Origin of the sequence: Variovorax sp. PDC80 (assembly GCF_900115375.1) — a bacterium.
Classification (GTDB): Bacteria; Pseudomonadota; Gammaproteobacteria; order Burkholderiales; family Burkholderiaceae_C; genus Variovorax.
Genome location: NZ_FOWG01000017.1, coordinates 69,767 through 89,099 on the forward strand (window position 1 = coordinate 69,767; position 19,333 = coordinate 89,099).

Annotated in this window: 16 protein-coding genes; 8 read left to right on the forward strand and 8 right to left on the reverse strand. The window is 70.8% G+C overall.

Features of this window, described 5'->3' with window-relative positions:
- Positions 1-103 precede the first annotated feature (103 nt).
- Positions 104-1,015 carry a LysR family transcriptional regulator gene (locus BM109_RS35530; protein WP_093353819.1) on the forward strand — a complete coding sequence of 304 codons (912 nt, stop codon included), beginning with the start codon at positions 104-106 and terminating at the stop codon, positions 1,013-1,015.
- Positions 1,016-1,025: 10 nt separating this feature from the next.
- Here BM109_RS35530 and BM109_RS35535 read toward each other — a convergent pair whose 3' ends face one another.
- From BM109_RS35535 to BM109_RS35550, 4 genes are all read right to left on the reverse strand, one after another.
- On the reverse strand, positions 1,026-2,342 hold the full coding sequence (locus BM109_RS35535; protein WP_093353821.1) for an MFS transporter: 1,317 nt from the start codon (positions 2,340-2,342) through the stop codon (positions 1,026-1,028).
- Positions 2,343-2,507: 165 nt separating this feature from the next.
- Positions 2,508-3,212 (reverse strand): redoxin domain-containing protein, encoded by a 705-nt coding sequence (locus tag BM109_RS35540; protein ID WP_256223001.1) that lies wholly within the window; start codon positions 3,210-3,212, stop codon positions 2,508-2,510.
- A gap of 95 nt (positions 3,213-3,307) precedes the next feature.
- Entirely contained in the window at positions 3,308-5,548 is a 2,241-nt protein-coding gene (locus BM109_RS35545) for a protein-disulfide reductase DsbD family protein (RefSeq protein WP_177239549.1), read from the reverse strand.
- Between the two features lie 44 nt (positions 5,549-5,592).
- Positions 5,593-6,348, reverse strand: a complete 756-nt coding sequence (locus tag BM109_RS35550) for an alanyl-tRNA editing protein (RefSeq protein WP_093353826.1) — start codon at positions 6,346-6,348, stop codon at positions 5,593-5,595.
- 143 nt (positions 6,349-6,491) lie between these two features.
- On the opposite strand from BM109_RS35550, the gene BM109_RS35555 reads away from it, so the two are divergent.
- Complete coding sequence (locus BM109_RS35555; RefSeq protein ID WP_093353829.1) at positions 6,492-7,862, forward strand: PQQ-dependent sugar dehydrogenase; 1,371 nt, start codon at positions 6,492-6,494, stop codon at positions 7,860-7,862.
- A gap of 6 nt (positions 7,863-7,868) precedes the next feature.
- Here BM109_RS35555 and BM109_RS35560 read toward each other — a convergent pair whose 3' ends face one another.
- Positions 7,869-8,897, reverse strand: a complete 1,029-nt coding sequence (locus BM109_RS35560; RefSeq protein WP_093353831.1) for a LacI family DNA-binding transcriptional regulator — start codon at positions 8,895-8,897, stop codon at positions 7,869-7,871.
- A gap of 147 nt (positions 8,898-9,044) precedes the next feature.
- Between BM109_RS35560 and BM109_RS35565 the strand changes: the two genes are divergently transcribed.
- The 3 genes from BM109_RS35565 to BM109_RS35575 are packed head-to-tail and all read left to right on the forward strand — an operon-like array spanning position 9,045 to position 12,543.
- Positions 9,045-10,397 carry a uracil-xanthine permease family protein gene (locus BM109_RS35565; RefSeq protein ID WP_093353834.1) on the forward strand — a complete coding sequence of 451 codons (1,353 nt, stop codon included), beginning with the start codon at positions 9,045-9,047 and terminating at the stop codon, positions 10,395-10,397.
- Positions 10,398-10,432: 35 nt separating this feature from the next.
- Entirely contained in the window at positions 10,433-11,833 is a 1,401-nt protein-coding gene (locus BM109_RS35570; protein ID WP_093353837.1) for an amidohydrolase family protein, read from the forward strand.
- Positions 11,830-12,543: a sulfite exporter TauE/SafE family protein gene (locus BM109_RS35575; RefSeq protein ID WP_093353840.1), complete on the forward strand. Its 714-nt coding sequence runs from the start codon at positions 11,830-11,832 to the stop codon at positions 12,541-12,543. The genes BM109_RS35570 and BM109_RS35575 overlap by 4 nt, the downstream gene beginning before the upstream one ends.
- Before the next feature lie 2 nt (positions 12,544-12,545).
- Here the strand turns inward: BM109_RS35575 and BM109_RS35580 are convergent, their stop codons facing one another.
- A complete protein-coding gene (locus tag BM109_RS35580; protein WP_093353842.1) occupies positions 12,546-13,118 on the reverse strand; it encodes a GNAT family N-acetyltransferase in 573 nt (190 codons plus the stop codon).
- A 100-nt stretch (positions 13,119-13,218) separates the two neighbouring features.
- Between BM109_RS35580 and BM109_RS35585 the strand changes: the two genes are divergently transcribed.
- Positions 13,219-14,961 (forward strand): chloride channel protein, encoded by a 1,743-nt coding sequence (locus BM109_RS35585; protein ID WP_093353845.1) that lies wholly within the window; start codon positions 13,219-13,221, stop codon positions 14,959-14,961.
- A gap of 7 nt (positions 14,962-14,968) precedes the next feature.
- Here the strand turns inward: BM109_RS35585 and BM109_RS35590 are convergent, their stop codons facing one another.
- The gene (locus BM109_RS35590) at positions 14,969-15,979 is read right to left on the reverse strand and encodes a zinc-binding alcohol dehydrogenase family protein (RefSeq protein WP_093353847.1); all 1,011 of its coding nucleotides are present in this window, start codon (positions 15,977-15,979) and stop codon (positions 14,969-14,971) included.
- Positions 15,980-16,070: 91 nt separating this feature from the next.
- On the opposite strand from BM109_RS35590, the gene BM109_RS35595 reads away from it, so the two are divergent.
- The gene (locus tag BM109_RS35595; RefSeq protein ID WP_093353850.1) at positions 16,071-16,988 is read left to right on the forward strand and encodes a LysR family transcriptional regulator; all 918 of its coding nucleotides are present in this window, start codon (positions 16,071-16,073) and stop codon (positions 16,986-16,988) included.
- A 633-nt stretch (positions 16,989-17,621) separates the two neighbouring features.
- On the opposite strand, the gene BM109_RS35610 is transcribed toward BM109_RS35595, so the two are convergent.
- Positions 17,622-18,419, reverse strand: coding sequence for an SDR family oxidoreductase (locus tag BM109_RS35610; RefSeq protein ID WP_093353852.1), 798 nt, complete (start codon positions 18,417-18,419; stop codon positions 17,622-17,624).
- A 64-nt stretch (positions 18,420-18,483) separates the two neighbouring features.
- Here BM109_RS35610 and BM109_RS35615 point away from each other — a divergent pair, with 64 nt between their 5' ends.
- A complete protein-coding gene (locus BM109_RS35615; RefSeq protein ID WP_093353855.1) occupies positions 18,484-19,311 on the forward strand; it encodes a creatininase family protein in 828 nt (275 codons plus the stop codon).
- The last annotated feature ends 22 nt before the right edge of the window (positions 19,312-19,333 follow it).

Below are 19,333 nucleotides of genomic sequence, written 5' to 3' on the forward strand. Positions count from 1 at the left end.
AGGAACGCGGCATCATTCTGGAAAATTCAATCTTGTCGCCGGGCTATGCAGAAAAGATATGCCCTCGCGAACGCGCCCACGGCGCCGTCCCAGGAGTCCTTGCATGTCGCGACCATTGAACTTCCGCCAGATCGAGGCCTTCCGCGCGGTCATGCAGACCGGCACCACCACGGCGGCCGCGGCCATGCTCCACACCACGCAGCCCTCGGTGAGCCGCCTGCTCGCGCAGATCCAGAGCGCCACGCAGCTCAAGCTGTTCGACATCCACAAGGGGCGGCTGCGGCCCACGCACGAGGCGCGGCAGCTGTTCGAGACGGTGCAGCGTCATTTCCTCGGGCTCGACCGCATCGAGCAGAGCGTGGCCGTCATGCGCAAGTCGGGCGCGGGCTCGCTGCGCGTGGGCTGCACGCCGGCGCTGGGCCTGAGCGTCATGCCGCCGGTCATTCACGCCTTCTCGCGGCGCTACCCGCAGGTGCACGTGAACCTGCAGACCGTCGGCTCGCACGCGCTGCGCGAAGGGCTGCTCTACGGCCTGTACGACGTCGCGCTGACCACCTCGGGGATCAGCGACCCGCAGATCGAGGCCGTGCCGCTGCACCGCAGCGACGCGGTGTGCGTGCTGCATCCGGGCCATCCGCTCGCGAGCCGCGCCAGCCTGCACGTGCGCGACCTGAAGGACCAGGTGCTGCTCACCCTCAATGCCGACGACGAGATCCACCAGCAGTTCCTCGGCACCCTGCAACAGCACCGCGTGGAGGCGGCGGCGACGGTGGAGACGACCTACTCGGTCACGATCTGCATGATGGCCGCGCAGGGCACGGGCATCGGCATCGTCAATCCCTATGTCGCCTCGGTGTTCGCGCGCGACCTGAAGGTGCTGCCCCTGCGGCCGCGCTGCCCGGTCGAGGCCTCGATGGCCCTGTCGCCGCAGTCGGCGCCCTCGGCCATCGCCGAGGACTTCGTCGGGCTGCTGAAGGCCTACTTCCGCGATTTCGGAAAGGGCAAGGCCCTCTAGCGCGAGTGCCTCAGACCGCCGGCACGCGACGCGCGTCGGCCGGGCTCACGTTGCGGCGGTAGAGCACCAGCGTCGCCACCAGCCCGCAGACCGCGGCGGCCGTCATCCACAGGCCCGGCGCGCCCTTGTCGCCGGTCATCTCGATCAGGCCGGTGGCCACGGCCGGCGTGAAGCCGCCGAACAGCGCGGTCGCGAGGCTGTAGGCCAGCGAGAAGCCGGCGGTGCGCACGCTGACCGGCATCACCTCGGTCAGCGCCACCACCATCGCACCGTTGTAGCTCGCGTAGAGGAACGAGAGCCACAGCTCGACCTCGAGCATGCGCGCGAAGCTCGGCGCGCCGACCAGCCACTTGAGCGACGGATAGGCCGTGAGGATGGTCAGCACGGTGAACGCGATCAACAGGGGCTTGCGACCCACGCGGTCCGACAGCGCGCCCATGATCGGCAGCCAGATGAAGTTGGAGATGGCCACGCACAGCGTGACGACCAGCGCGTCGGTGGTGCTCAGGTGCAGCACGGCCTTGCCGAAGGTCGGCGTGTAGACCGTGATCAGGTAGAAGGACACGGTGGTCATCGACACCAGCATCATCCCGGCGATCACCAGGCCCCAGTTGGCGACCATCGAGCGGAAGATCTCGCGCGCGTCGGGGCGGTGCTTGCGCGCCATGAACTCCTCGGTCTCCTGCAGCGAGCGGCGGATCACGAACAGCACCGGTACGATCAGGCAGCCGACGAAGAAGGGCACGCGCCAGTAGAAGTCGCCGATCTCCTGCGCGCTGAAAGTCACGTTGAGCCAGTAGCCGAGCGCGGCCGCCACCACGATGGCGACCTGCTGGCTGGCCGACTGCCAGCTCACGTAGAAGCCCTTGCGGCCCGGCGTGGCCATCTCCGACAGGTAGACCGACACGCCGCCGAGCTCCACGCCGGCCGAGAAGCCCTGCAGCAGGCGCCCGATCAGCACCAGCAGCGGCGCCGCGAAGCCGATGGTGGCGTAGGACGGCACGCAGGCGATCAGCAGCGTGCCCAGCGCCATCAGCGCGAGCGTGACGATCAGGCCCTTGCGGCGGCCCACGCGGTCGACGTAGGCGCCGAGGAAGATCGCGCCCAGCGGCCGCATCAGGAAGCCGGCGCCGAAGGTCATGAAGGTCAGCATCAGCGAGGCGAACTCGTCGCCGGCCGGGAAGAAGGCCTTCGAGATCTGCGTGGCGTAGAAGCCGAACAGGAAGAAGTCGAACATCTCCATGAAGTTGCCGCCGGTCACGCGCAGGACGGTGGCGAACTTGGAACTGGAGGCGGTGGTGGCCGCGCCTTTGGACGCTGTGGTCATGTGTGGAGTCCCCTGGGTTGTGCGTGCGCGATGTGTGCACCCCGAGGGTAGGAAGCATTGCCCGACGGCAAGCTGACGCGCGTGGTCAGGTACCTGTCAAAGCCGGCCCCAAAAGAAAAGAGGCGCCGCGGCGCCTCCTGGTGAATGACCGACCCGGGGACGGGCTCAGGTCTTGTACTTGATCGAGCAGCCGTAGGGCCGCGTGCTGGCCGCCGTGATCGGCTTGTTGCCGAAGGCCTCGCCGAGCGCCTGGTTCACGTAGTTGACCGCAGTCTTGATGTCGTCGGCGCGCGCCGAGGCGATGGAGTCGATGCCGCCCGCATACACCAGCGTGCCCTTGGGATCGATGATGAAGATGTGCGGCGTGGTGCGCGCGCCGTAGGCCTGGCCGATCATGCCGTCCTCGTCCATCAGCACCGCGGTGGGCGCGGCCGACTGCGACTTCATCCAGTCGGCCAGCGCGGCCGGCTTCAGGTAGTCGCTGGCGGCGCGCTCGGTGGAGTTGATGGCCAGCCAGACCACGCCCTTGTCGGTGGCGGCCTTCTGGGTGGCGGGCATGTTGCCGCTGCCATAGTGCTTGCGCACGAAGGGGCAGCCGGGATTGGTCCATTCGAGCACCACGAACTTGCCCGCGAAGTCGGACAGCTTGTGCTTGGCACCGCTGGTGTCGACGGCGACGAAGTCGGGCGCCTGCTGGCCCACGGCGGGCGCGGCGAAGGCGTTGTTGCTCACGAGGAAGGTGGCGCCCAGCGCGACGGCGGCGGCCATGACGGCGCGGCGCGAGGCACGGCTGAGAGCGGCGCGGGCTCGGCGCGCGGCGCGCACCGAGCGCGAGTCGGGGCGCAGCTCGGTAGACGGGGGGAGGGACATGGGCTGATCGAACTCCATGGAGATATTTCCGAATGACGGCGACAGCTTAGAGCGGTTTTTTCATGTGCCTGTGACAACCCATGTCACAGCCGTGGTCAAAGCGCGGCGAGTGCCGCGCGGACCTCGTCCTTGCCCAGGATCTCGGTCAGCACCACGGGTGGCTTGCCCGGGGCCTGCAGCACGTAGACCGGCACGCCGCTGCGGCCGAGCGCGGTCAGCGCGGCGGTGATCGCGGGGTCGCGGCGGGTCCAGTCGGCGCGCAGCATCGCGACCTTCTTGTCGTCGAAGGCGGCCAAGAGCTCGGTGTCGGACAGCGTGGTCTTCTTGTTGTATTGGCAGGTCACGCACCAGGCGGCAGTGAAATCGATGAACACCGGGCGGCCGTCGCCGGCCAGCTCGGCCACGCGCTCGGCCGACCAGGGCTGCCAGCGCGCTTCCTTCGAGCCCGCGGCGCTCGCGAGCTTCGCGGGTTCGACGGTGGTCAGCACGTTGCGGCCGATGGCGCTGGTGAGCACCACGGTGAAGCCGATCAGCACGGTGGCGATCACCAGCCGCGAGCGGCCGCGCAGCGTGAGCGCCCAGACGATCGCCGACAGGCACACCAGCAGCGCCAGCAGGGTGCCGGCGCCGTCGATGCCGGTCTGCTGGCCCAGCACCCAGACCAGCCAGGCGACGGTGGCAAACATCGGGAAGGCCAGCAGCTTGCGCAGCGTGCTCATCCACGGGCCGGGCTTGGGCAGCAGCCAGGCGATGGCCGGCACGAATCCCGCCACCAGGTAGGGCAGCGCGAGGCCGAAGCCCAGCGCGGCGAACAGCAGCAGCGCCTGGCCGGCCGGCAGGCCGATCGCGAAGCCCAGCGAGGCGCCCATGAACGGCGCGGTGCAGGGCGAGGCGATGACCACCGCGAGCACGCCCGAGAGGAAGTCGTTGGCGATCGGGTGCTTGGCCTGCGCGCTGCACACCGATGAGGGCACGGTGCGCATGAACTCGAACACGCCCACCAGGTTCAGGCCGATCAGCGTGAACAGCGCGGCCAGCACCGCCACCACCGCGGGCGACTGCAGCTGGAAGCCCCAGCCCAGGCCGGCGCCGGCCGCGCGCAGCGCGAGCATGGCGCCGCCGAGCGCGAGGAAGGACAGCATCACGCCGGCCGTGTAGGCCAGCCCGGCCTGCCGGTGCGCGCTGCGGTTGCCGGCCTGGCGCGCGAAGCCCAGCACCTTGATCGCGAGGATCGGGAACACGCAGGGCATGAGGTTGAGCAGCAGGCCGCCGAGGAAGGCGCCGAGCAGCGCGGCCAGCAGCGTGCCCATGGGCTGGGGCGCGATCTCGTTCGAGGCGGCGGCGGTCTTCACGGCGTCTGCCGCGTTGGCGGCCAGTGCCGCCTGCAGCGCGGGCGAGACCTGGGCGGCGGGCGCGGCGGCGGCCGCGGGCCAGCTGCCGCTCACGGGCGGCTCGGCGCGCCAGGCGATCGGCTGGCCGGGCTGGCGGTCGGCCTCGGCCAGCGCCACCACCACCGGCATCGCCGTGGGGCTCGCGCTGCGCTGGTCGGCCAGCGGCAGCGTGGCGGTCCAGGTGCCGCCCTGCCAGGATTGGGTCCAGTCCTTGCCGGAGACGGCCGCGGTGCGGATCACCTCGGGGGTCTCGGGGAAGAAGGCCAACGTCTTGCCCTGGGCAGCGGCCGGCAGGCCCTCGAGGCGCACTTGCAGGTTCTGGCCCTGCACCTCGATCGCGCCTGGCGCAGAGAGCTGTGCCGGCTGCGCGGCCTGGGCGGCGTCGAACTCGGCCTTGTGCAGCGCGGTCGAGCCCTGCACCGGCAGCGCCAGCGAGAACTCGCCTTCCTCGGGGATGCATTCCTTGCGGCAGACCAGCCACGAGGCCTTGAGCCGCACCTGGAGTTCGGCCGGCCCGCCCGCGCCCGTGAGGGCCAGCGGCGGCTTGAAGGTGCTCGCCACCTCGAGCGGCACCGGCAGCAGCACCGTGTTCTCGTAGCCGTAGTTGGCGAGGTTGCCGACCGGGATCTTCTTCGGCACCGGCCAGGCGATGTCGCCGGCCGCCACGCCGGGCGGCAGCGTCCAGCTCAGCTCGGTGGGCAGGCCGGAGTCGCCGGCGTTCTTCCAGTAGGTGTGCCACTCGGGCTGGTGCGCGATCTGCAGGCCGACCCAGACCGGCGCGCCGGGCGTCACGCCGTCGGGCGCGTGCGCCACCAGTTCGGCGCGCACATGCGGGGTGGTCACGACCGCGCCCGTCTTGGCTGGAGTCAATTGGGCCAGAGCCGGCATCCATGCTGTGGATGCTGCTATGAGAAGCGTAGCGAATCGGAGGCGCGTGAAGGTCATGCCGACAGTCGGAGCATTCAGGGGGAGCGAAGTTCCGGGCGGGATCAGGCGGCGGCCGCCCAGCCCAGCACCACGCGCCGGCTGTTGGCGCTCTTCTTCTCGATCTTGGTGACCACCACGGCGCCGATCTCGGCGGTGTTGGCCACGTGCGTGCCGCCGCAGGGCTGGAAGTCGATCTGGGCCTCGCCCTCGCCGCCGATGCGGATGGTGCGCACCGTGCCCGTGCCGCGCGGCGGCTGCACGCTCATGCTCTTGACCAGCGCCGGGTTGGCGTCGAGCTCGGCGTCGGTGATGGCGCCGACGGTCAGCGGATGGGCCGCGCCCACCAGCGCCGCGAGGCCGTGGGTCAGCGCTTCCTTGTCGAGCGGGTCGGTCATGTGGAAGTCGAGCCGCGCGTAGTCGGGCGTGATCGAGCAGCCGTTGACCGGCTGCGGCACCAGGTAGCAGAGCAGGTGGGTGGCGGTGTGGAAGCGCATCAGCCGGTGGCGGCGCTCCCAGTCGATGGTCGCGGTGACGGTGTCGCCGGGCTTCAGCGCGGCCAGCAGGGCCTCCTGGCCGGGTGCGGGCACGTGCACGATCTCGTCGGTGGCGCGGCCCTCGGCGTCCTTGCCCTTGCGGGTGTCGGCGATCGCGAGCTCGCCGCCGCCGGCCAGCGCCAGCACGCCGCTGTCTCCGGCCTGTCCGCCGCCCAGCGGGTAGAACACGGTGCGGTCCAGCACGATGCCGGTCTCGTCGATGCGCTCGACGCGCGCTTCGCAGGAGCGCAGATAGGCGTCGGCACGGAACAGGTCGAGGGTCATCCCGGCGATGGTAGCGGCGATGCGCGAACGGGGTGCGCCCACGCCGGAAAGCGCCCACGACCGACAGCCCCCGGGCCGCCGCCAGCCCGAAGATCGCCCGATGCGCGGCACCGGGCCGCGCCGCAACGCACGAAGGACGGCGCATGAAGACACGGCAGCAAGTACCCACCCCCAAGACGGCCGCGGCCCTGGTGGCGGCGGTCCTGGTCCCGCTGGTGCTGGCGGGCTGCGGCGAGGCGGCCAAGCTCACGCCCGAACTGACCACCGGCCCGCGGCCGCAGCTGGTGGAGCCCAACAAGACCCTGATCCCCACCGTCAACGTCGCGCCCGTGGTCGGCTGGAACGACACCGCCGCGCCCACGCCGGCCGACGGCCTCAAGGTGGCGGCGCTGGCGCGCGGGCTCGACCATCCGCGCTGGGTCTACACCCTGCCCAACGGCGACGTGCTGGTGGCCGAGAGCAACAAGCCGCCCAAGCCCGAGGGCACGACCGACGGCGGCAGCGGCCTGATGGCCAAGGCGCGCAACTTCGTGATGAACAAGCTGATGGCGCGCGCCGGCGCCGGCGTGCCCAGCGCCAACCGCATCACCCTGCTGCGCGATGCCGACGGCGACGGCGCGGCCGAGGTCAAGCAGGTGTTCCTCTCCAACCTCACCTCGCCCTACGGCATGGCCTTGGTGGGCAACGAGCTCTTCATCGCCAACGCCGATGCGCTCGTGAAGGTGCCCTACACCGAGGGCCAGACCTCCATCGATGCCAAGCCCACCGTGGTGACGCCGCTGCCCGCGGGCATCAACCACCACTGGACCAAGAACGTGATCGCCAACGCCGACGGCAGCAAGCTCTACGTGACCGTGGGCTCGAACAGCAACATCGGCGAGAACGGCCTCGCCGCCGAGGAGGGCCGCGCCGCCATCTGGGAGGTCGACACCAAGAGCGGCGAGAAGCGCCTGTTCGCGAGCGGCCTGCGCAACCCCAACGGCCTGGGCTGGGATCCCGACACCCAGGCGCTGTGGACCGTGGTCAACGAGCGCGACGAGATCGGCAGCGACCTCGTGCCCGACTACCTGACCTCGGTGAAGGACGGCGCCTTCTATGGCTGGCCCTGGAGCTACTACGGCGGCGTGGTCGACGTGCGCGTGCAGCCGCAGAACCCCGAGATGGTGGCCAAGTCGATCGCGCCCGACTACGCGCTGGGCTCGCACGTCGCGCCGCTGGGCCTGGCGTTCTCGCGCCCGGGCGGCATGCCCGAGCAGTTCGCCAGCGGCGTCTTCATCGGCGAGCACGGCTCGTGGAACCGCAAGCCCAAGTCGGGCTACAAGGTGGTGTTCGTGCCCTTCATCGGCGGCAAGCCCAGCGGCCCGCCGGTCGACGTGCTCACGGGCTTCCTCGATGCCCAGGAGAAGGCGCAGGGCCGGCCGGTGGGCGTGGCGCTCGACAAGAGCGGCGCGCTGCTGGTGGCCGACGACGTGGGCAACGTCGTGTGGCGGGTGTCGCGCGCGAAGCAGAACTAAGGACGCTCAGCCGCCGCGCACCGACGAGGGCCGCGCCACGAGCTGCGCGGCCGGGCCCTCGACCCGGTGGCGCGAGACATCGCCGCGCAGGTGGTCGAACAGCAGCGCGATCGCCTGCTGCGCCACCTCCTCCAGGTGCAGGTCGACCGCGGTGAGCGGCGGCACGCTGGTGCGCGCGCGCAGGCCGTCGTAGCGGGTCGCGACCATCACGTCGTCGGGCACGCGGCGCCCGCTCTGGACGATCGCGGCCAGCGCGCCGGCGGCGAAGGCGTCGACCGGCACGCAGAAGGCGTCGATGCCGGGATGGGCCGCGAGCAGCGCCTGCGCCGCCTCGTGGCCGCCGGCCTCGCCACGCACCTCCTCGACCAGCGACAGCAGCGGCAGCTGGCCGCGCGCGGCCATCGCTTCTTCATAGGCCGTGCGCGCCTCGAGGTAGGAGTTGCGCTGCGCCGCGCCCAGGATCATCGCGACCTGGCGCGCGCCCTGGCCGTGCAGGTGCTCGAGCAGCAGCCGCGTGGTGCGGCCCGAGTGGATGTCGACATAGGGCGGCATCACCGGCCCCTCGGCCGGCTTGCCGATGGCCACCACCGGCAGGCCGCGGCGCAGCAGGTTCGCGAGGTTGGGATCGCCGGCCGAAGGCTCGATGACCAGCGCGCCGTCGACGTCGAGCAGCTCCATCGGCACCAGGCCGTTCTCCATCGCGGGCGCCAGCACCAGCGCGAGGCCGCGGTCGAGCGCCGCCGCCGCGGCCACCGCCGCCACCTCCATCAGGAAGCCCAGCCGCGAGGGCCCGCCCGCCACCGCCAGCGGCATCGAGGACAGCAGGGCGATCATGTGCGCCTGCCCGGTGCGCAGCCGCTGCGCATTGCGGTTCGGCCGGTAGCCGAGCTTGGCGGCAGCGCGCTCGACGCGCGCGCGGGTCTCGGCATCGACCTGGCCGCGCGCGTTGAGGGCGTGCGACACGGTGGTCGGCGACACGCCGGCCTCGCGCGCCACGTCCTTGATGTTCGCCCGTGGCGTTCGCTCGGTGTTCATCCCGTATTGACCTTCCACGAAAGCGGTGCTTCAATTCCCAAATCGTTTTGGGCGTCTGCCCGGAATGTACTTCACCCGCTGCGGCGGATTTTTTTGCCAGTGCGCCCAAATCGATTTGGGCGCGGACCGATCCAAGGAAAAACGATCATGTCCCGTGCGAACGAGGTTGCGCCCGTCGATGCCGTGCTGCCCTTTTCCCAATTGCTGCTGTTCGGCCTGCAGCACGTGCTGGTGATGGCCGCGGTGCCGATCACCTCGGTGTTCCTGGTGGCCAAGGCGCTGGGCCTGTCGGCCGCGCTCACGGTCAACCTGATCAGCGCCACCTTCCTGCTGTGCGGGCTCGGCACCCTGCTGCAGTCCTTCGGACCGTGGAAGTTCGGCGCGCGGCTGCCCTTCGTGATGGTGCCGGGCGGCGCGCCGATCGTGATGTTCGTGACCATCGCCCAGCAGCGCGACCTGCAGACCGCCTCGGGCGCGGTGATCCTCACGGCGCTGTTCTATTTCCTGATCCTGCCGGTGTTCGCGCGCTGCCTGCGCTTCTTCCCGAAGATCGTCATCGGCACCCTGCTGCTGCTGGTGTCGATCAACCTGGTGAAGGTCTACGGCGGCATCATCGCCGGCAAGGCCGGCACGCCCACCTTCGGCGACCCGGTGAATATCGGCCTGGCGCTCGCCACCATCGGCTTCACGGTGCTGTTCGCGCGCCTGTTCAAGGGCATGCTGGGCCAACTCGCGGTGCTGCTGGGCCTGCTGGCCGGCACGCTCTTGGCGGCCGCCTTCGGGCTGATGGACTTCTCGCCCGTGGCCGCCGGCCCGCTGTGGAGCAGCCCGACCCTGCTGCCCTTCGGCCTGCCGCATTTCGATCTCGTGGCCGCGGTGCCGCTGCTGATCTTCAGCGTGATCTCGATGGTCGAGGCCACCGGCCAGACGGTGGCCGTGGCCGAGGTGGTGGGCCGGCCCATCGACCCGCGCGACGCGGTGCCGCGCACCGTGCGCGGCGACGCGCTGGTGTCGCTGCTCGGCGGCCTGTTCGGCACCTCGATGATCATCACCAGCGGCGAGAACATCGGCATCGTGCGCGCCACCAACGTGCGCTCGCGCTACGTCACGGCCATGGCCGGCGCGATCCTGGTGCTGATCGCGCTGTCGGCACCGCTGGGCCGGCTGGCCAGCGCGATCCCGGCCGCCGTGGTGGGCGGCACCGCGATGGTGGTGTTCGCGATCATCGGCACCATGGGCATCGACATGCTGCGCCGCACCGACCTGCACGAGCGCGGCAACATGTTCGTGCTGGCGGGTGCGCTGACCATGGGCCTGCTGCCGATCCTGGTGCCGGGGCTCTACAGCCGCTTTCCCGACACGCTGCAGCTGGTGCTCGGCAACGGCCTCGCGATGGGCTCGATCACCGCGGTGGTGCTCAACCTGCTGTTCAACCGGCCACCGGCCGAACGCGCGGCGCCCCTGCCGTCGGCGGTGCCGCCGCCGGTCTCGCCGCAGTGAGTTTTTCTTTTTCTTCTTCTCTCCCGGATCCAGACATGTCCCCTGATCACGAGGCCGCGCCTTTCGCGGCTGGCGAGCTGCTGCTCGTGCCCGACCACCTGATGCTGCGCGACGGCCCGGCCACCGGCCACGCCGTGCACATCGCCGACGGCCGCTTCGCCGACATCGGCCCCGCCGAGCTGCTGGCCGCGCGCCATCCTCGACTGGTGCCGCAGCGCCTGCCGGGCCGGCTGCTGATGCCCGGCATGATCGACGCGCACCACCACCTCACGCAGTCCTTCGGCAAGTCGCTGGCCTACGGCGAGCCGTCCGAGATCTTCCGGCGCGTGTGGGTGCCGCTCGAATCCAGCCTCGACGACGAGTTCGTCTACCTCGCGACCAAGCTCGCGGCGCTCGAGTCGCTGCGCGGCGGCTTCACCACCGTGTGCGACGCCGGCACCCGCGCGCCGGGAGACATCGGCGCCATGGCGCGCGCGCTGCACGAGACCGGCCTGCGCTGCGTGCTCGGGCTGATCTGCAACGACGGCGGCAACGAGAGCAGCGATGCCGAGCGCCGCGCGCTGAAGGCGCAGGCCGAGCGCTTCCTCGCGCGCTGGCAGGGCGATGCGCTCGTGCATCCCTCGCTCGCGATCTCGGTGCCCGAAGCGGCCTCCGACGAGATGCTGACGACCGTCTCCGCGCTGTGCGCCGAGGCCGGCACCGTGTTCCAGACCCACGTCAACGAGCACCTGGCCTCGGTCGAGCGCTCGGTGGTCGCGCGCGGCCGGCGCCCGCTGGAACTGCTCGCGCAGCTGGGCGCGCTCGGCCCGCAGGTGCTGATCGCGCACGGCACGCTGGTGACGCCGCCGGAGCTCATGCTGCTGCGCGACACCGACACCGCCGTCAGCTACAACCCGGTCGCGAGCCAGTGGAAGGGCAACGCGGTGGCGCCGGCCCATCTGATGGCCGCGCTCGGCATCCGCTTCGGTTTAGGAACCGATGCCACGCGCAGCGACGGCTTCCGCCTGATGGATGCGGCCGAGGCCGCGCAGAAGATCGCCTTCGGCCTGGCCGTGGGCGATGCTTCCAGCGGCGGCGGCTGGACCTGGTTCGACCATGCGACGCACGAGGGCGCGCGCGCCGCGGGCCTGGGCGCGCGCACCGGCGAGATCGCCGTGGGCAAGGCGGCCGACTTCCTGCTCGTCGATGTCGACACGCCCGAGATGTGCACCTCGGTCGACCTGACCTGGGACCTGGTGCGCCTGGGCAACCGCGACCAGATCGAGGCGGTGTTCGTGGCCGGCCGGCTGCGGCTGTGGAAGGGCTGGCCCACCGACTGGGACGCGCGCGCACTGCAACGGCAGCTCGCGCGCACCGCCCAGGCCGCGATCGCGCGCGCGCCGATCGTGCGGCTGCATCCCACGGCCGCCGAGCACCGGCGGCAGGTCGCCCGATGAGCGCGCAGCACCTCGTGCTGATGTCGCTGGCCGTGCTGGTCGCCGCCTTCGTGCAGGGCGCGACCGGGGTCGGCTTCGCGCTCATCGCCGCGCCGGTGATCGGCCTCGTGCGCCCCGAGCTGCTGCCGGTGTGCGTGCTGGTGCTGATGCTGCCGCTGAACCTCTACGTGGCCTGGCGCGAGCGCGGCGCCATCGACGGCACCGGCGCGCGCTGGATCACCGGCGGGCGCGTCGCGGGCACCGCGGGCGGCCTGTGGGTGCTGGCGGCACTCAGCGCGGGGCAGCTCTCGCTGTTCGTCGGCGCCTCGACCGTCGCGGCCGCGCTGGTCACCCTGCTGATGCCGGCCTTCTCGCCGGGGCGCGGCGCCTTCGTCGGCGCCGGGCTGGTCACGGGCATCACCGAGACCGCCACCGGCATCGGCGGCCCGCCGCTGGCGCTGGTCTACCAGCACCAGCCGGCGCCCACCATGCGCTCGACCATCGCGCTGTGCTTCCTGCTCGGCGAGCTGGTCTCGCTGGCCGTGCTGCTGGTCACCGGCCGCGTCGGCCTGCCGCAACTGCAGGCGGCGGCGCTGCTGCTGCCGGCGCTGGTCGTGGGCGCGGTGCTCAGCCGCCTCGTGCATCGCCGCGTGAACGGGCGGCTGCTGCGCATCTTCGTGCAGGTGTTCGCGATCGTCTCGGGGCTGGTGCTGCTGGTGAAGGCCTTCTGACTTCAGGCGCCGCGCTGCGCCTGCCAGGCCGCGCGGTCGAGCCGGTACAGGCAATGGCGGCGCAGCGGATGGCCCTCGGCCAGCAGCGGGTGGTCGAATTCACCGGCAGGGTCCTCGCGCATGCCCAGGCGCTGCATCACCGCGCTCGAGCGCCGGTTGGGCAGCGCGGTGAAGGACACGATCTCGTCCAGCCCGAGCTGCTCAAAGCCCGCGGCCAACGAGGCGCGCGCCGCCTCGCTCGCGAGGCCCTGGCCCCACCACTTGCGCGCGAGCCGCCAGCCGATCTCCACGCAGGGCGAGAAGGGCAGGGCATAGGCCGGCGCATTGAGGCCGGTGAAGCCGATCAGCTCGCCCGACTCCTTGTGCTCGGCGGCCCAGAAGCCCCACCCGTTCTGCGCGATGCGCTCGACGAAGCGCGCGACCAGTGCGTCGCTCTCTTCGCGCGACAACGTGGCGGGAAAGAATTCCATCACCTGCGGATCGGCGACCAGCGCGGCGAAGGGCGCGAGGTCGCTCTCGCGCCACTGGCGCAGGCGAAGACGGGGCGTTTCGGGTTCGATGAGCGTGCGGTCCATCGGGCGATTCTGGCGCAGACAGACGGCAGCGCCGATCGCTCGTTTATGTCATGAGGTGATATATTTGCGCGCTTTCGCGCCACCGGCTTCCGGCCCCTCCATGTCCACCTCCACCCATCGCCGCGGCGACTTCGCGCTCGATGCGCGCCTGCTGCGCATCGCCAGCCTGGCGGCCGTCATCGGCGCCGCGAGCACCGTGGCCGCGCGCGTGCTGCTCGACCTGATCCGCTTCTTCACCAACCTGTTCTTCTTCCAGGACTTCTCGCTGGCCGACCGCTCGCCGGCCGGCCACACGATGGGCGCCTGGGTGATCGCGGTGCCGGTGCTCGGCGGGCTGGTGATCGGGCTGATCGCGCGCTACGGCTCCGAGAAGATCCGCGGCCACGGCATTCCCGAGGCCATCGAGGCGATCCTGTTCGGCCGCAGCAAGATGTCGCCGAAGGTGGCGGTGCTCAAGCCGCTGTCCTCGGGCATCGCGATCGGCAGCGGCGGGCCCTTCGGCGCCGAGGGGCCGATCATCATGACCGGCGGCGCCATCGGCTCCCTGATCGCGCAGCACTTCCACCTGTCGGCGGCCGAGCGCAAGGCGCTGCTGGTGGCCGGCGCCACCGCGGGCATGACGGCGGTGTTCGGCACGCCGGTGGCCGCGGTGCTGCTGGCGGTCGAGCTGCTGCTGTTCGAGCTGCGCCCGCGCAGCCTGCTGCCGGTGGCGATCGCCTGCGCGGTCGCTGGCTTCACGCGGCCGCTGCTGATGGAGGCCGGGCCGCTGTTCCCGCTGCAGACCGCGGCGCCGGGCCCGCTCGCGCTGCTGTCGTGCGTGGTGGCCGGACTGCTGTGCGGCGCGCTCTCGGCCAGCCTCTCGCTGTCGCTCTACAAGGTCGAGGACCTGTTCGGCAAGCTGCCGCTGCACTGGATGTGGTGGCCGGCGCTCGGTGGCCTCGCGGTGGGCATCGGCGGTTATTTCGAGCCGCGCGCGCTCGGCGTGGGCTACGACGTGATCGGCGACCTGCTGCACAACCAGCTGGCCTGGCAGGCGGTGCTCGCGCTGATCGCGGTCAAGGCGATCATCTGGGTGATCGCGCTCGGCTCGGGCACCTCGGGCGGCGTGCTGGCGCCGCTCTTGATGATGGGTGCGGCGCTCGGCGCGGTGCTCTCGCACCTGCTGCCGGGCGGCGACCCGATGCTGTGGCCGCTGGTCTGCATGGCCGCCACGCTCGGCGGCACCATGCGCGCGCCGCTGATGGCCACCGTGTTCGCCTTCGGTCTCACGCACGACAGCAATGCGCTGCTGCCGCTGCTCGCCACCTCGGCCACCGCCTACGGCTTCACCGTGCTCACCATGCGGCGTTCGATCCTCACCGAGAAGATCGCGCGCCGCGGCCATCACATCTACCGCGAGTACGGCATCGATCCGCTCGAGCGCCAGTTCGTGGAAGAGGTGATGACGCGCGAGGTGCGCACCATCGACGCCGCCCTGCCGGTGGCCGAGGCGCTGGCCATGTACTTCGGCGAGGGCCAGGCGCACCGCGCGTTCCCGGTGCTGCGCGGGCGCGAGGTGATCGGCGTGGCCGACCGCGCCGTGCTCTCTGCCTGGAGCACCGGCACCGTGGGCGATGCCGTGGCCGGCACGCCGCCGGTGGTCGCGCTGCCCGGCGAGAACTGCCGCGCGGTCGCCACGCGGCTCGCGCGCCACGGGCTCGAGCGGCTGCCGGTGGTGCGCGATGCCGATTCGCGCCTGCTGGTCGGCATCGTGGCACGCAGCGACCTCATCAAGCCCTCGCTCGCGCACTTCCACGAGGAAGAGCAGCGCGAGCGGGTGCGCAGCCTGCGATGGAGAAGCTGAGCTTCGTTCAGAACCCGGCCAGCACCACCTTGCCCTGCGCCTTGCCGCTTTCGATCAGCGCATGGGCGCGGCGCAGGTTGGCGGCGTTGATGGTGCCGAAGCTCGCGTTCGCGGTGGTGCGCACGCGGCCGGCGTCGACCAGCGCGGCCACCTCGGCCAGCAGCGCGCCCTGCTCGGCGATGTCGGGCGTCTCGAAGCGCGAGCGCGCGAACATCATTTCCCAGTGCAGCGACAGGCTCTTGGTCTTCAGCGGCATCGCGTCGAGCGTCTTCATGTCGTCGATCACCGCGAGCTGGCCCTGGGGCTTGAGGCTCTCGATGATCTGCGCGTAGTGCTGCTCGGTCTGCGTGAGGCTCGCGACCATGTCGACCTCGGCGATGCCGGCGGCCTTGAGCTCGGCCGCGAGCGGCTTCGAATGGTCGATGACGAGGTGTGCGCCCAGTTCCAGGCACCAGGCGCGGGTCTCGGCGCGCGAGGCGGTGGCGACCACGCGCAGCTGCGTGAGCTGGCGCGCGAGCTGGATCAGGATCGAGCCCACGCCGCCGGCGCCGCCGGTGATCAGCAGGGTCTGGCCCGCGCCGCCGCCCTTGGGCACGCGCAGACGGTCGAACAGCAGCTCGTAGGCGGTGATGGTGGTCAGCGGCAGCGCGGCGGCCTGGGCATCGTCGAGCGTGCCCGGCGCGATCGCGGCGATGCGCTCGTCGACCGCGTGCAGCTCCGAGTTGGCGCCGGGGCGCACGATCGAGCCCGCGTAGTAGACGCGGTCGCCGACCTTGAAGCCCGTCACGCCCGCGCCGATGGCCTCGACCGTGCCGACCGCGTCCCAGCCCAGCACCTTGGCCTGGCCGGCCTCGGGCGCGGCGTTCCTGCGCACCTTGGTGTCGACCGGGTTGACCGACACCGCCTTCACGCGCACCAGCAGGTCGCGCGCGCCGGGCTGGGGCGCGGGCAGCTCGATGTCCTGCAGCGCTTCGGGGTGGTCGATGGGGAGGGGCTGGTAGTAGCCGACGGCTTTCATGGCGGTTCCTTTGTGGCGGATCTGGAGATGAAACGAATGTAGGGCGACAATCCCGATTTGATAAGACTGGCTAGGCGAGCAACACTTTCAAATGAAAATTGAAAATACCTCGGACCTGCGGGTGCTGGTGCAGACCGCGCGCGCCGGCACGCTGACGGCCGCGGCCCATGCGCTGGGCATCACGCCGGCGGCCGCCAGCGCCACGCTCAAGCGGCTCGAGACGCAGCTCGGCGCGCGCTTGTTCGAGCGCTCCACGCGCGCCATGCGCCTCACGCCGCAGGGCCAGACCCTGCTCGACTACGCGGTGCGCGCTTTCGAGCTGCTGGCCGAGGGCGAATCGCTGGTCACGGCCGACCGCGGCGAGCTGGTCGGCACGCTGCGCGTGGCCGCGCCCTCGGACCTCACGCGCAGCACCCTGCTGCCCTGGTTCGACGAGTTCCTCGCGCTGCACACGGGTGTGCAGCTGTCGCTGTCGGTGGGCGACCGGCCGCTGGACGTGATGCGCGACGAGGTCGACGTGGCGCTGCGCTACGGCGCGCTGGCCGATTCGCGGCTGGTGGCGCGGCCGTTCGCGATGACCAATCCCTTGTTGACCGCCTCGCCGGACTACCTGCGGCGGCATCCGGCGCCGAAGGTGCCGCAGGACCTGGTGCATCACAACTGCCTGATCTTCAATCGCGGGGGGCGGCTGCATCGGGTCTGGCGCTTTGCGCAGAACGGGCAGTGGACGGAGGTGCGGGTCGATGGGAACCGCAGCGTGGACGATGCTTCGCTGGCGCGCGAATGGGCGGTGGCGGGGTATGGGGTGACCTTGAAGTCGGCGCTCGATGTGCGCGGTGACATCGAAGCCGGGCGGCTGGTGCATCTGATGACGGATTGGGAGACGGAGCCTTATCCGTTGCATGCTTTGTTGCCTAGTGGGCGGTTTGTTGCGGCTCGGGTTCGGGCTTTGGTTGATTTCCTGGCTTTGAAGTTTGATGTGTTGGGGCGGGGTGTTTACTCTGGGTAGGGCGTTGGCCGGGTCTCGCCCCGGCGGGCGAGTCACTTTCTTTTGCTTCGCCAAAAGAAAGTAACCAAAGAAAAGGCGACCCACTGTCTGCGACCCCTTCGCTGCGCTACGGGGCAACCTGCGGTGCTCGCGTTTCGCGGGGTCTCGCAGAACTCGCTCCGCTGCGCTGCGCTCAGACAGCTGCGAGCCCTTATCCGCGAAACGCTGCGCTCCTCGGCGCAGCCAGAGGGGTGGGTCGGGCCATCGCTGCGCTCGGCCACAGATACCCGACGGGCCTTCGCTTCGCTCGGCCCCGGTGGAAGAAGACCCAGGGCCTTCGCACTTGCACCCCCCACACAAGGACGCGCCACGGCGCGTTGACCCTGATCCCCTCTGGCTGTGCCGAGGAGCGCAGGAGAAAGCGGGATAAGGGCCGCAGCTGTCTGAGCGCAACGAAGTGGAGCGAGTTCTGCGGACCCCCGCTTTCTCCGAGCACCGCAGGTTGCCCGCAGCGAAGCGGAGGGACACAGACAGCGGGGTCGCCTTTTCTTTGGTTACTTTCTTTTGGCGAAGCAAAAGAAAGTGACTCGCCCGCCGGGGCGAGACCCGGCCAACAGCCTCAACAAAAAAAGACACCAGCCCGCCAACCGCAATTCAAATCATCGGCGTAACCGCCCCATCCATCGCCACGATAGCCCCCGTCACATAACTAGCCTTCCCCGAAGCCAGAAACAGCACCGTATTCGCCACCTCCTCCGGCGTAGCAATGCGCCCCAGCGGCAGCCGCGCGGTGGCCCGCTTCAGCGCCTCGTCGGTATCGATGCCCTGCAACTTCGCATCCGCCTTCATCCCTTCGGCAAGCCGAGCAGTCAGCGTGAGTCCAGGATTCACCGCATTCACGCGCACCCCCTTGGCGGCATAAGCCGCAGCCATGCCAGCACTGACCAGCATCAGCGCCGCATTGGCGGCACCACCGGCCATGTGCACAGGGCTCGCGACCTTGCCGCCCTGCCCAATGACATTGACGATGGCCCCACTGCCGCGCTGCCCCATGCGCTTGACCACCGGGTCGATCATGTGGATGTAGCTGAAGTACTTCGCGTCCATCGCGTCGTGCCAGGCAGCGGGCGTGAGGTCGTCGGGCGGGGTGCGGCGCGCGGCGCCGGCCGAGTTGACGAGCACGTCGACGGGGCCGAAGGCCTGCTCGGCGGCGTCGAGGGCGGCCAGGGCGGCCGCCGGGTCCTTGAGGTCGGCGGCATGCAGCGAGACGCGGCCCTCGGCCTGCGCGTGGGCCGCGAGCAGTTCCTGGCGGCCCTGTTCCAGGTTGGCCGGATCGCGCGACACCAGGCTCACGCGGGCGCCCTCGCGCAGGAAGCCGAGCGCGCAGGCCAGGCCGATGCCCTTGCTGCCGCCGGTGATGAGTACGTGGCGGTCCTGGAGTTCGAGATCCATCTGAGTGTCCTTGTGGGTGGTTGGCGGAGTCGCGTGGATTGAATCACCGCTCTAAGATCGCCGGATGAACGCTCCCACGGTATCCCTGCCCCGCTTCTGGTCACAGCTGTCTACGCGCGACTTCGCCGCGCTCGATGTGGCAGCCACGGTGGCGGTGCTGCCGCTGGGCGCCACCGAGCAGCACGGGCCGCACCTGCCGCTCGGGGTCGACACGGTGCTGGCCGACGGCATCGTCGCGGCGGCGCTGCCGCTGCTGCCGGCCGAGCTGCCGGTGCTGTTCCTGCCGACCCAGCAGATCGGCCTGAGCCCCGAGCACGCGCGCTTCGCGGGCACGCTCACGCTGTCGGCCGAGACACTGATCCGCATGTGGAGCGAGATCGGCGCCGGGGTGGCGCGCGCCGGGGTGAAGAAGCTGGTGCTGTTCAACGCGCATGGCGGCCACGTGGGCGCGATGGACATCGTGGCGCGCGAGCTGCGCGCCGCGCACGGGCTGATCGTCTATTCCGCGAGCTGGTTCAACCTGCCGCTGGGCGAGGCGGGTGCCCGGTTCAGCGCGCACGAGCACCGCTTCGGCGTGCATGCGGGCGAGATCGAGACCTCGATGATGCTGGCGCTCGCGCCGCAGCTGGTGCGCATGGACGCGGCACAGGATTTCCGCTCCAGCTCCGAGCAGCGCGCGGCCGACTACGCGATCCTCGGCAACGGCAGGAGCGCGAAATTGGGCTGGGCGATCGAGGACTACAACGCGCAGGGCGCGGCGGGCAATGCGGCGGCGGCCACGGCGCCGGCGGGGCAGGCGGTCGTCGATGCCGCGGCGGCGCAGCTCGCGCTGCTGCTGGCCGAGGTGTCGCGCCTGCCGCTGAGCACCGCGAACACCGGCCCGCTGCCCTGAAAAAAGAGTGAGGGAAGAGCGG